Origin of the sequence: Staphylococcus sp. GDY8P196P (genome assembly GCF_017891705.1) — a bacterium.
In the GTDB taxonomy this organism is placed as follows: Bacteria; Bacillota; Bacilli; order Staphylococcales; family Staphylococcaceae; genus Staphylococcus; species Staphylococcus ureilyticus.
On sequence record NZ_JAESJS010000003.1, the window covers coordinates 73,209 to 86,913 of the forward strand.

A 13,705-nucleotide genomic window follows, 5' to 3' on the forward strand; every position below is an offset into this window, starting at 1 on the left:
GAGGGATGGGATGATAACTTTAAAACATGTGCAGAAACGATATCATAATAAAACAATTTTTCAATCTCTGAATATGACTTTTGAAAACCAACAATTAACTGTGCTATTAGGTGAAAATGGTGCTGGAAAGTCGACACTATTAAGAATGCTTGCGGGGTTAGAACAACCTAATCAAGGGGAAATTACGTACTTTGGAAAAAAATTGTCTAAAAAACAATTACAAGCAATGATTGGATATGTACCACAAGATATTGCATTATTTGAGCATATGACTGTTGCTGAAAACGTTAATTGTTTTAAAGCATTATGTAAACATCCAATATCTGATGCGTTAATTACAAAATACATGGAACAATTAAACATCAAAGATTTAGATGTTACTGTTTCTCGTCTATCTGGGGGGACGAAGCGTAAAGTGAATGTATTAATAGGTTTACTGAATCATCCACGAGTTCTGATACTAGATGAACCAACGGTAGGCATAGATTTAAAATCAAGGTTTGATATCCATCACTTACTCAATCAAATGAAGCAAAATTGTTTGATCATATTGACAACACATCATTTAGATGAGGTAGAGGCATTGGCTGATTGTATTAAAGTCATAGGCGTCGATCCGTTTTATAAAAAAGTATTATCAGACAAACAATGGCAATTTGAGCGTTATCATAATTAACTTTAAATTTCTAAATCATTTGTTTACTTATATTTAAAAAAGTACTTACAAAGTGAATGTCAATCATTTATTTTGTCTGTGCTTTTTTATTTTTAAGAAATCTTAAAACCACAAAATAACAACGTTGTTATTAAAGGCGAAAAGGTGTATAATGTTAGTTTGTGAATTCGCTTTCATAAAATCGATTTTGACTGGGGGACTTAAATTGTCATTTGTGAGTGAAAATTTACCGATAATATCACTTATTATTGGCGTAGCATTGCTATTATTTTTAAATATTAAATTAAAGATTAACAGTATTTTTTCTTTGATTTTTGCAGCTATTGCTGTTGGCTTACTGAACGGTATGAAGCCAATGGTAATCTTAGATACAATTAAAGATGGATTAGGTTCAACGTTAGGTAGTCTTGCACTAATTATAGGATTTGGTGCAATTTTAGGTAAGTTAATGGTTGATTTTGGAGCAGCTCAACGAATAGCTACCACGCTAATTGATAAATTCGGTGCAAAGCATGTGCATTGGGCATTGATTATTATTGGTGCTGTCTTTGGTATTTCTGTATTTTACGAAGTGGCTTTTATGATTTTAGCTCCTTTAGTAATTAGTATTGCTATAGAAGCTAAAACACCATTTATGAAATTGGCTATTACTATGGTAGCTGCAACAACACTATCTCATAGTTTATTTCCACCTCAGGCAGGTCCGACTGCATTGGTAGACGCCTATCATGCTGATATGGGGATGGTATATATCTTGGGAATCATCGTCTTTATACCTGGTGTAATGATTGCTGGTATCCTTTTACCGAAAGTTATGAAAAATTTGAATTACCCTGTGCCACCGTTGTTGCAGAAAAATAAAACGTTTAGTGAAAGAGAAATGCCTAATTTTGGGATGAGTTTATTAATACCACTCATTCCTGCGATTTTAATTTCACTTTCAACAATATTAAGTATGTTTCTAACGAAAGACACTTTATGGCATGAAATTGTATCATTTTTTGGGAGTGCAGAAATTAGTCTTATAATCGCAATTCTTACATCAATTATTGTCTTTGGATTGAGAAAAGGTAAAAAGATGGATGAGTTGATGAAATCTTTCGAAAGTGGCTTGAAAGGTGTGGCAACGATTATATTTATCGTAGGTGCTGGTGGTGCATTTAAAGAAATTATTTTAAAAGCAAATGTAGGCGATTATATTGCGGGAATTATGCAAAATACAAATATTTCACCTCTAATCATGGCGTGGTTAATTACAGCACTTATACGTATTGCTACAGGACAAGGGGTGGTGTCAGCAATAACTGCAGCTGGAATTGTAGGGCCTTTAATTCCTACATTTAATGTTAATCCAGTATTGATGGTTCTAGCAACTGCTGCTGGTAGTAATACAATTACACATGTGAATGACGCATCATTTTGGTTATTTAAAGAATATTTTAATATAACGATTAAAGATACATTTAAAACCTGGGGTCTTTTGTTATTTACATCTTCTATTGTTGGTTTGGTTATTGTATTAATCATGGATCTGTTTATGTAAAGTAACGATAGTATGAGCGGAATGAAAAATGGTGATTTTTTTCTACTCTATATTTCTTTTTAGTTATTTAATATGGCATTTTACTTAAATATATCTTTTACCACAATTGTTAAAACGATTGAATGTATAATTTGAATGGTAGGTACGGATATTATCTTAAATATTAAATGATGATATGCAAATTGTATACAATGATTTATGTGCATCTATTGAAATTTTTATAATTTTGATAGATGCTTTTTGCTTATTTTAAAGCCTTTTTAAATATTTTTATAAAAAAATATTTAAATAAACCTTTGACTTATTATATTTAAAAGTGTAATATTCATGAATATTAATACAAATAATAGAATAATAATAAGGTTGGTGTATTTAATGAATACGTTATTCGAATTAACAGATCAATATAGTTCAAATAATTACAGTCCCTTGAAATTAGCATTAACAAAAGGTAAAGGTGCTCATGTATGGGATGTTGAAGGTAAGCGTTATATTGATTGTATAGCAGGCTTTTCAGTGGTCAATCAAGGACATTGTCACCCGAAAATTATTGAAGCATTTCAAGCGCAAAGCGAGCAAATAACTATGGTATCGCGTGCCTTATATAGTGATAACTTGGGACAATGGGAAGAAAAAATTTGTAAATTAGCAAATAAAGACAAAGTGCTACCCATGAATACTGGTACTGAAGCTGTGGAAACAGCAATTAAAATTGCACGTAAATGGGGCGCTGATGTCAAAGGTATTAAAGAAAATGAAAGTGAAATCATTGCTATGAATGGTAACTTTCACGGTCGTACGTTAGGGTCTTTATCTTTATCTGCACAAGATAGTTACAAAAAAGGATTTGGTCCATTGTTAGAAAATATTAATTATATAGAATTTGGAGATATTGAACATTTAAAAGTATTGATTAATGATAATACATCGGCCATTATTTTAGAGCCAATACAAGGTGAAGGTGGCGTGAATATCCCCCCAGACTATTTTATTCAAGAAGTACGTCATTTATGTAATCAACATAATATTTTATTCATTGCTGATGAAATCCAGGTTGGACTAGGTAGGACAGGCAAGATGTTTGCCATGGAATGGGAGGGCGTAGAGCCTGATATTTATTTACTAGGCAAATCATTGGGGGGTGGACTTTACCCTATTTCAGCTATATTAGCAAATGAAACAATCATGAATGTTTTAACACCAGGCACGCATGGTTCTACATTTGGTGGTAATCCACTTGCTTGTGCAGTATCGATAGCAGCCATAGATGTTTTATTAGATGAAAATTTAATTGAACATTCAGCTGAGTTAGGCCAAACACTGTTGAATCAATTACAACTTATCGATAGTCCAATTATTGATGATGTCAGAGGGAGAGGGTTATTTATTGGTATTGAATTAACAGAACAAGCACAGCCATATTGTTTAGAAATGATAGAAAAAGGCGTGTTGTGTAAGGAAACACAGGGCAATGTTATTAGAATTGCACCACCGTTAGTCATTAATGAAAATGAGATTAATCAAATTGCTGATGTGATTAAAGAAGTACTTGAAAAAAATAAAAAAGCACATTAAAAATTCCGAATATTCAGAAAGGAATGAGGAAGATGATTACAGTTGGAATAGTAGGTGGAAGTGGTTATGGTGCTGTAGAACTTATACGTTTATTACAACATCATCCTAACGTCATAATTAAATATGTATTTTCGCATTCTAAGATTGATGAACCAATCAGTAAAACATTTCCACATTTAAACCATATCGCACTTAATTATACTGAATTAAATGAACAAGCGACGTCTTGTGATGTTATATTTTTTGCAACACCTTCAAATGTCAGCAAACATTTAGTGCCAAATTTAATTAATAATGGTGTTAAAGTGATTGATTTATCAGGAGATTTTAGACTGACAGATAGAAACCTATATCAAACATATTATGGTGAAGCAGCAGCAGAACAAGATTTTTTAGATTCGGCCCTTTATAGTATTGCGGAGTGGAGTGAAATAGATTCACAACGCACAAAGTTGATAGCGAATCCTGGTTGTTTTCCCACTTCTATTTTATTGGCGTTACATCCTCTGATTGCTCAAAATGCAATCGATGTTCATTCAATTATTATTGATTCAAAAACAGGTGTTTCAGGAGCAGGACGTGCATTAGCACAACACCTCCATTACGCTGAAATGAATGAAAATTTTAGTGCCTATGCAATTGGAAACCATAAACATAAACCAGAGATAGAACAATATGTATCTAATATTGCTGGGACAAAGTGCGATGTGATGTTCACACCACATTTAATACCGATGACAAGAGGTATTTTATCTACAATTTATGTGAAGTTAAACGAGTATATGACAGCAGAGCATTTACATGATATTTATAAAAATAATTATGAACAGAAACCATTTATAAGAATTAGAGACTTGGGAGAATACCCCAAAACAAAAGAAGTGTATGGTAGTAATTTTTGCGATATAGGTCTGTATGTAGATGAAAAAAATCAAAGGGCTATTATCGTATCAGTTATAGATAACTTAGTTAAAGGTGCGAGTGGTCAAGCAATCCAAAATTTAAATTTACTTTATGACTTAGACGAGACAACTGGTCTGAATCAGCTACCAATTTATCCGTAATGAAATGCGAAAGGAGAGATGAGATGAAAGATATTGAAACGATAGATACATTCAATCAAATCACTGTAGATATCAATGGTGACGTTGGATCGCCATTGGGGTATATGGCTGGTGGATTTCATGCTGGCCTAAGAAGAAAGAAAAAAGACTTTGGATGGATTTACTCTACTACAAAAGCGACTGCAGCAGGTGTATATACGCTTAATCGTTTTAAAGCAGCACCACTTAAAGTAACTGAAGATAGTATCAACATCGATCAAACATTGCAGGCAATTGTAGTTAATTCAGCAAATGCGAATTCATGTACTGGAGATAGAGGTATACAAGATGCGAAAGATACACAAAGTTGGGTGGCTGAACGATTAAACATAGAACCACATCATGTTGGTATTGCTTCGACAGGTGTCATTGGCTCATTTTTGCCTATGGATAAAATGAAACGTGGCGTCGATCATATTTTACACGATGCGTTTAACCAGAGTGACTATTTTAATCAATCGATTTTAACGACAGATACGACAACGAAACATGTGTCTGTAAAAGTAAATATAGACAACCAAATAGTGACAATAGGTGGTACAGCAAAAGGCTCTGGGATGATACATCCCAATATGGCAACCATGCTTGGTTTTATAACGACAGATGCAAAAGTTGGTAGTGAGCCATTGAATGAATGTTTAAAACAAATTACAGATCACTCATTTAATATGATAACCGTAGATGGTGACTCTAGCACGAATGACATGGTTCTATGTATGGCAAATGGTCAAGTTAATCATCATTGGCTAGATGAAAATCATCCTGAATGGCAAAAATTTGTTTACGCCATCAATTATGTTGCACGTTATTTGGCTCAGTCGATTGCAAAAGACGGCGAAGGTGCGACTAAATTGGTGACAGCTAGAGTTAAAGGGGCAATAGATATCCATGAGGCAAGAAAAATGGCGAAAAGTATTGTTTCATCCAATTTAGTTAAAACAGCAATTCATGGTGAAGATGCAAATTTTGGAAGAATTGTAACAGCGATGGGTTACGCATCAAAACATATAAATCCTCATGCGACAAACGTATCATTATGCCAAGTTGATGTGGTTAAAGCAGGCATGTCAGTGGCATTTGATGAAGCTTATTTAAAAAAACAATTGGAAGCAGACAATATCATTATAGAAGCTACTGTAGGTGATGGATATGGGGAAGCTACCGCTTATGGCTGCGACTTATCATATGAATACGTGCGCATAAATGCGTCGTATAGAACTTAAGAGGTGTTTGATATGGATTACATTGTAATTAAAATAGGCGGGAGCACTTTGACGAATATGCATGATTCGATAATTGAAGATATTGTTGCATTAAAAAAGCAAGGTTATAAACCATTAATCGTCCACGGAGGTGGGCCTTTTATAAATCAATCTTTGGAATTACAAGAAGTAGCAACAGAATTTAAAGATGGTTTGAGAGTTACTACCCATGAAGTACTTTCTGTTACGACTCAAACATTAATTGGACAAGTGAATCCTAGTTTAGTCAATAAAATCAATCAATTTGGTATTCAAAGTATTGGCATGAATGGCATAGATGCGCAATTATTTGATATTAAACCATTAGATTTAAAATATGGTTTTGTTGGCGAACCTATTCATATAGATACAAGCGTTATCGCGACTTTAACACAATCTTTTCTACCAGTCATCGCATCTATAGGTGTAAATCAAATGACGCACCAGGTATATAATATTAATGCCGATACGCTAGCGTATAAAATTGCGCAAGCTTTACATGCACCAATTTATTTATTAAGCGACATTCCGGGTGTTTTAATCAATGAAAAAGTACAACCGTCATTAAATGCGAAAAATATAGCCACCTATATTGAACAAAAATTAATATATGGTGGTATGATACCTAAAGTCCAAGATGCTGTTAAAGCAATAGAAAAGGGATGTCAAAAAGTAGTTATTGCAGCAGGAAATGAAGCGCACATTATTCAAAAATTGCAACATGGCCATAATGTAGGTACTACAATTTGCAAGTAGCAATGTACAAAAGCGTAAATAACAAATTTTTAAATGTGTTGTTTTGTTCCACTATTGTCAGGACAAGGTTTTAACAGTATGTACACACGTTTACCTTATCACGATGTTATAAAAAAAAGCTCAGAACATAGTGTGTCTGAGCTTTTTTAAATGGCTGAAGTTAATTTAATTAAAACTAAAGCTTTTTAGAATAAGTTGTTAAAAGTTCACTGTAAAAATCAATGAATTTTAAATACATGTCTTTTTCTACACATTCATCAATTTGATGTGGTTTAATACCTGGACCAAATACTAAGAATGGGAAAGTTTCATCTTTATTTTTTAATAAGTTTGAAGCATCAGTAACGCCACCGATTGGAGAAGCGATAAAGTCCTTGTCAAATAGAGATTGAGCTATGTTCTGAGCAGTATTAATTAAGCTGTTATCACCAGTAGTGAGTACTGGATCTAGGTCTAAGTATAGGTCGCTTGATAAATTTGCACCTTTATCATTATGGTTTTGAATTGTGTTTGAGAATAACGTTTTTACTTGTTCATTATCATATTCTGGAATTGTACGAATATTAAAATCTGCATCTGCCTCTTCAGGAACAGAGTTCACCTGTACCCCACCGTTAATTAATGTATTGCTAAAAACTAAACCTTGAAGTGCAGATTCTACGTCTTCAAGTGCTGTTGTTGCAGGCAATGATGGCTTAATTCTTTCAATGAATTTTGTGAAATCTAGCGCTTTTCCCTGAACTTCTTTTGAAATTCTAGCATAGGCGTCATCAATATCTTGTATAAATGAGATTAATGGTTTTATGGCATTAGTGCCCATTACTGGCATAGAGCTATGTGCTGATTTACCGTAGGAAGTAATACGATAATCCATTGAACCTTTATGTGCATACACCATGATATCTTGGCAAGGTTCTGCTATAAGTAATGCATCAACGTCATCCATATAACCCTGTTCGTACAAAGTTTGAGAACCAAGTTGCTCCATTTCCTCACCACTAGTTGCTAAAAATCTAATACGACCATGTTGCAGTGCTTGAGAAGATTTAATATCAATAAGTGCAATTGCTAACGCAGCAAGTCCTGACTTCATATCTGCTGCGCCACGACCATATAAAAATCCATCATCCTCAGTAAGCGAAAATGGATCGTATGTCCATTGAGATTTATTACCAGCAGAAACAACGTCCATATGACCTGAAATACCGATTACCGGCTTGCCTTCACCGATTTCAGCAATGAGGTTAGCACGTCGTTCATCAATTTTTTGAATTTTTGATTCAATTCCGTAGTTAGAAAATAGTTTCTGTAAATAATTACAAACTTCAAGCTCATTATCATTTACTGTTTCAATCGCTACAATATCTGATAAGATTTGTACTTTTTCTTTATTAGAAAATGTACTCATTGTGTATCACTCCTTTGTATGTCTAAATTAAGTATACATCTAGAAAAAAAGGTTTTTAAAGCGAAACGATTTTTAAAAAAAGAATATAATAAAATTATTTATATTGTAAAATTTTTTAAAGTTGAAACAAAAAAACTGATTTTGTACTATTACACTCAACCGTGTATGATGTTTAGAATTAATAATGTGTTAAGAAATAAAAAAATGCATCAACAGGAGAATTAAAGGTCATAGCTTTTGAAGCAATAACATAAGTGATAAGTTATCAATGGGTTTAGATAATAATCAATATAAAGTGCTAAATGACAATATAATTATTTCCAAAGAAAAGCCTAATCAATGTCATAAATTTAATATATAAACTTATTGATACAATAATAATTGCGATAATTCAAATCATTTCCTATGATTTTACCTATATTTGATGATACGCTAAAGAAGTGGAATTTGTTTCCAATGGATTCTATTTTTTCATATATTTATTAATAGATAAGCGTGTAAATGTCGAAGGTATATATGAAAAATTTTATATAGAAAGGGGATTATCATTTTGGCAAAAGTAGCAATTATTGCTGGAGGCAATAAACTAAAATCAAGACTCACAGGTATTATAGATTACGCGGAATCGTATTTGAATGCTGAGGGCATCGAGACAAATGTCATCCACGTACATCAATTAGATGCTGAGGCTTTAATTACTGCAGATTTTTCTAATGAATCGATAAATGCTACGCATAAAACGATTGAAGATGCGGATGGTGTTATTATAGTATCTCCAGTATTTAAAGCTGCCTACTCAGGTATCGTGAAAACATACTTAGACTTGTTACCACGAGGGGCATTTACAGGTAAAACGGTACTACCATTAGCCTTAGGAGGCACGTTTGCACATGTGCTAGCAATCCAATATAGTCTTGATCCAGTTATTAAAGAACTAGGTGCAGATACTATTCATAAAGGCAGATTTATATTAGATAAGCACATCACACAAAATGAAGATGGTAGTTATGGTTATGACCAAGAAGCGAAAGATGGTTTAAATAAAACTTTAAAGAAATTTGTCAGTGACAAGTCACAAGTTAAAGAGTAAATTTGATTGTAAAACTGTTAAAATCAAAATATACGATAAACTTAGAATATGACGTTATAAGACGGTGTTAATAAAAAATGAGCACACAGTATCAAAACTTGCTAAATTGATATTGTGTGCTCATTATTTTTAGATTTAAAGTTTATTTAAGTGCCATTGAGCTTGGTTATCCATGCTTAACTTAAATTCATTTGTTTGAATGCACATGGGATGAGATTCGGAAAACTGGTCAGAGAACAGCCATTTATTATCTTCCGGTGTCAGTAAAATAAAACTGTCATCATAATGATCGCCGATAAAGTTTAAATCATGTGGTGCAAAGGGTTGCTTTTCATATGTATTTAAATGAAATTTCGACAATGCTTCAAAGACTGCCTTCGTTTCATTACATACGAATCCAATTTCACTAATTCTTGAAAATTCAGGTTCATCAGTTATATTAGAAATGCGTGCAATGAGTTCCACGACGTTCCCTGAAGGATCTTGAAAGTAAAAAGAATGTGCAACAAAAGATTCGAAATACGTCGTATGCTGACCATCCTCCATCAATAGAAATAAAATATTTTGATAATGTTGTTTCATGTCGAAGAAATGGTTGTAAGGAATGTCAATCGCAAAGTGATAAAATGGTTGGACATCGTCGTTTGCTTGTTGAAAACACAGATGCGTCTCTCCAATTTTAACTGTAAAAGCCTCTTGGCCAATCATCCAAACTGGACATTCTAAAATTTCTTCATAAAATTGGAATGTCTTTTCAAATTCTGAAGTGAATAATTTAATGTTTTCAATTTTCATAAACAAACCCCACCTAATCCTCATGTTTATCATATAAATATAAGAAATAATTTACTTGTACTTTATCAAAATAATAATCAATATGATAATAATAAGAATTTTATATGAAATAATACGCATTAAGTAACAATATGGCCCAAATGTTTAGAAATAGAATGAGTAGTTGCTTTTAATTGTTCTATAAAAAATTCTTTTTTATCTAATTTGGAAGTTGGTACAGACAAACTTATGGCACCTTGAACTTCATTTCTAAAGTTCACAAAATAAGCACCAACACAAAATATCCCTTTCTCATTTTCTTCTTTATCCTCAGCATAGCCTTTTTGACGAATTACTTTTATTTCATCCATTAAATCATCAAAATTTGTGATGGTATTTTCTGTGTAAGCTTTAACAGTTGTTGCTTGCCATATTTGGTGTATTGCATCATCGCTATAAGTAGATAATATTACTTTACCTACTGCTGTACAATACATGGGCGAGCGTAATCCAATTTTCGAAGACATAGACTGTTGAGATTCATTAGGTATGAATTTTTCAATATATAAAACTTCATTTTTATCCTCTAACACTAAATGACATGTTTCGCCAACATTAATTGCAAGTTTACTTATTAAACTTTTAGCGATATTTAAATAATCAATATTTTGTATACTAGCGTATCCAAGTTGAAATAATTTATAGGAGAGCTCATATTGATGTGTTAAATGGTCTTTCTTTACATAGTCATTTTCGATTAAAGATTGTACTAAACGGTGTATCGTTGTCTTGGAAAGACCACTCAATGACACAAGTTGATTTAATGATATTGGGCTATGTTTTGAGATTAACTCTAATAAATTTAGTGCACGATCAAGTGATTGAACATTTGACATAATCTTCCTCCTAAAATAACAACGTTTTCTTTATTTTATTGACAACGCTTTCATAACATTATTATAATATAAGTTAATTCCTTAATGCAATATATTATCTCACAATATGGAATAAACATAAAAATACAAGTTGAATTGCTTACAAATTGTCAATAAAAGAAGGGAAGTGTTTCAGTGTTTGGGGAATTATGGCCACTAATAGGTGTTGTATTAGGTATTATTGTACTTTTATTTTTAATTATTCAATTCAAAATAAATGCATTTATTTCCTTAATCGTTACATCTATTTTTACAGGTATTATTTTGGGAATGCCACTAGATAATATTATTGAAACAGTAGAAAAAGGGATGGGTAATACTTTAGGTAGTGTTGCTATTATATTTGGCTTAGGTGCCATTTTAGGAAAACTAATTGCTGATGGTGGAGGTGCGAATCGTATTGCTGACACACTTATTGATAAGTTTGGGGAAAAATATATCAAATGGGCAATGATTTTAGCATCATTTATTATTGGTATTGCATTGTTTTTTGAAGTGGGATTAGTATTGTTGATTCCATTAGCATTTACGATTGCGAAGCGTTTAGGCGTATCACATATGAAGATAGGTATTCCAATGGCAATTGCATTATCAGTAACGCATGGGTTTTTACCACCACATCCAGGACCAGTGGTTATTGCTAAAGAATTGAACGCGAATTTAGGAGAAGTATTATTATATGGAATTATTATTGCTATTCCTACAGTTTTGATTGTAGGTGGTCTTTTAGTGCATTTGTTACCTAAATTATCACCAAGTGCTTTTTCAAAAAAAGTGGACATGTCAAATATCATTTCTGAAGTTGCGATTAACGATAAGTATAAACCGGGTTTTGGTATTAGTGTTTTTACTGCTTTATTACCCGTAATATTAATGTTGCTTTCGACAATTGTACAAATGATTACCGGACATCAAGATGGTGCTACAAATCAATTTGAAAGTATTGTGTATTTTATAGGTAATGCACCTGTAGCAATGTTAATCTCACTATTATTCGCAATATATTCTATGGGTATGCGTCGAAGAAGAACAATGAAGCAAGTAATGGACAGTGCTTCTTCTGCAATTATTCCGATAGGTATGATGATACTGATTTTAGGTGCAGGTGGTTCATTTAAAGAAATCTTAATAGATGGTGGTGTCGGCAAGACAATTGAGCATATGTTTGTTGGTTCAAGTATGTCTCCAATATTATTAGCTTGGATTGTTTCATCTTTGCTACGTATTGCACAAGGTTCAGCTACAGTAGCAGCCATTTCTACAACTGGTATAGTGCTGCCACTACTACAAGCAACAGATACAAATTTAGCATTAGTAACACTTGCAATTGGTTCAGGAAGTATTATCTTTTCACATGTTAACGATACAGGATTTTGGATTTTTAAAGAATATTTTGGATTAACAGTGAAAGAAACATTTTTAACATGGTCAGTATTAGAAACTGCGATTTCCGTTTGTGGGTTAGCATTTGTATTAATATTAAATATAATTGTATAAGATGGAAGGAGTATCATTAATTATGAAAGCAGTATTTATTAATGGTAAAGAAGATATCGAATTAAAAGAAGTTGAAAATATTCAAAGTCATAATGATGAATTTAAAGTGTTAATTGAAGTAAAATATGTAGGTATTTGTGGATCTGACTTACATTATTTAGCAGATGGTACTAGTGGAGCTGCAGTGATACGTGAGCCATTAATACCAGGCCATGAACTCAGTGGTATATTACTTGAAGAGATGGTGTATCAAGGTGCAACCTTACCAAAAGGAACCGAAGTAACTGTGCACCCTGCCACATATGGTGAGAAAATTGATAGATTGCCTAACAACCCTGAAATTTGGCCAGATGGTTCATATTTAGGATCAGCTAGGTATTTACCTCATAAACAGGGAGCTATGGTTGAAAAAATGTTAGTAGATAAATCTCAAATTATAACCTTACCGAAAAATGTATCTCTAAAGCTAGGTGCATTAGCTGAACCACTTAGTGTGGGAATGCATGCAATTAATTTAGCTGGCGGAGTCAAAGGTAAATCTGTACTTGTTTCTGGGGCAGGTCCCATTGGCTTACTTGCTGCAGGGGCTGCGTATACACTAGGTGCTGATAGTGTCACAATTACAGATATGTTAGCAGAACCATTATCGCGTGCGAAAGATATGGGAGATATACAAGTATTAAATATAATGGAACATGAAGTGCCTGAAGATCAATTTGATGTTGTTTTAGAATGTTCAGGTGCAACACCAGCGATATCAACCGCATTTAAAGCAGTAAATATTGGTGGAATTATTATTCAAGTTGGCAATTTACAAGATAAGGATGCGCCGATAAATTTAAGTCCTATTAATATTAAACAAGCTACTTATCGTGGTTGTTATAGGTTTAATAGTGAAATAGAAGAGGCATTAAAAGTATTAGAAAAAAATGACAGTTTAGGTAATGTTGTAACACAAATATATAATGTTGAAAAATATAAAGAAGCCTTTGCAATAGCAGCAAATTCAAAATTATCTTCAAAAGTCATGATTGCTTTTTAATCATAAAAGTTATATTACAGCAAAACAGAACGGAGTTAATATATTGGTATGATAATATAGTGATT

General features: G+C 32.8%; 12 protein-coding genes. 9 read left to right on the top strand and 3 right to left on the bottom strand.

Annotation, left to right across the window (positions count from 1 at the left end):
- Window positions 1-10 precede the first annotated feature (10 nt).
- From KA814_RS00395 to argB, 6 genes are all read left to right on the top strand, one after another.
- Window positions 11-676 (top strand): ABC transporter ATP-binding protein, encoded by a 666-nt coding sequence (locus KA814_RS00395; protein ID WP_064209174.1) that lies wholly within the window; start codon window positions 11-13, stop codon window positions 674-676.
- Window positions 677-881: 205 nt separating this feature from the next.
- Window positions 882-2,219, top strand: coding sequence for a gluconate:H+ symporter (locus KA814_RS00400; RefSeq protein ID WP_046206635.1), 1,338 nt, complete (start codon window positions 882-884; stop codon window positions 2,217-2,219).
- A 375-nt stretch (window positions 2,220-2,594) separates the two neighbouring features.
- Window positions 2,595-3,794, top strand: coding sequence for an ornithine--oxo-acid transaminase (rocD, locus tag KA814_RS00405; RefSeq protein ID WP_064209175.1), 1,200 nt, complete (start codon window positions 2,595-2,597; stop codon window positions 3,792-3,794).
- A gap of 32 nt (window positions 3,795-3,826) precedes the next feature.
- A complete protein-coding gene (gene argC, locus KA814_RS00410) occupies window positions 3,827-4,858 on the top strand; it encodes an N-acetyl-gamma-glutamyl-phosphate reductase (protein ID WP_064209176.1) in 1,032 nt (343 codons plus the stop codon).
- 23 nt (window positions 4,859-4,881) lie between these two features.
- The gene (argJ, locus tag KA814_RS00415; protein WP_064209177.1) at window positions 4,882-6,120 is read left to right on the top strand and encodes a bifunctional glutamate N-acetyltransferase/amino-acid acetyltransferase ArgJ; all 1,239 of its coding nucleotides are present in this window, start codon (window positions 4,882-4,884) and stop codon (window positions 6,118-6,120) included.
- A gap of 12 nt (window positions 6,121-6,132) precedes the next feature.
- On the top strand, window positions 6,133-6,894 hold the full coding sequence (argB, locus tag KA814_RS00420; protein WP_064209178.1) for an acetylglutamate kinase: 762 nt from the start codon (window positions 6,133-6,135) through the stop codon (window positions 6,892-6,894).
- Window positions 6,895-7,069: 175 nt separating this feature from the next.
- Here argB and KA814_RS00425 read toward each other — a convergent pair whose 3' ends face one another.
- Window positions 7,070-8,302 (bottom strand): ArgE/DapE family deacylase, encoded by a 1,233-nt coding sequence (locus KA814_RS00425; RefSeq protein WP_210122639.1) that lies wholly within the window; start codon window positions 8,300-8,302, stop codon window positions 7,070-7,072.
- Window positions 8,303-8,852: 550 nt separating this feature from the next.
- Here KA814_RS00425 and ssuE point away from each other — a divergent pair.
- The gene (gene ssuE / locus KA814_RS00430) at window positions 8,853-9,392 is read left to right on the top strand and encodes an NADPH-dependent FMN reductase (protein ID WP_046206646.1); all 540 of its coding nucleotides are present in this window, start codon (window positions 8,853-8,855) and stop codon (window positions 9,390-9,392) included.
- A 135-nt stretch (window positions 9,393-9,527) separates the two neighbouring features.
- Here the strand turns inward: ssuE and KA814_RS00435 are convergent, their stop codons facing one another.
- Both KA814_RS00435 and KA814_RS00440 read right to left on the bottom strand, forming a co-directional pair.
- Window positions 9,528-10,187: a hypothetical protein gene (locus tag KA814_RS00435; protein WP_064209179.1), complete on the bottom strand. Its 660-nt coding sequence runs from the start codon at window positions 10,185-10,187 to the stop codon at window positions 9,528-9,530.
- A 119-nt stretch (window positions 10,188-10,306) separates the two neighbouring features.
- Window positions 10,307-11,062, bottom strand: coding sequence for an IclR family transcriptional regulator (locus KA814_RS00440; protein WP_191905095.1), 756 nt, complete (start codon window positions 11,060-11,062; stop codon window positions 10,307-10,309).
- A 174-nt stretch (window positions 11,063-11,236) separates the two neighbouring features.
- On the opposite strand from KA814_RS00440, the gene KA814_RS00445 reads away from it, so the two are divergent.
- Window positions 11,237-12,598, top strand: coding sequence for a gluconate:H+ symporter (locus KA814_RS00445; RefSeq protein WP_064209181.1), 1,362 nt, complete (start codon window positions 11,237-11,239; stop codon window positions 12,596-12,598).
- A 22-nt stretch (window positions 12,599-12,620) separates the two neighbouring features.
- Window positions 12,621-13,640 (top strand): zinc-binding dehydrogenase, encoded by a 1,020-nt coding sequence (locus tag KA814_RS00450; protein WP_064209182.1) that lies wholly within the window; start codon window positions 12,621-12,623, stop codon window positions 13,638-13,640.
- The last annotated feature ends 65 nt before the right edge of the window (window positions 13,641-13,705 follow it).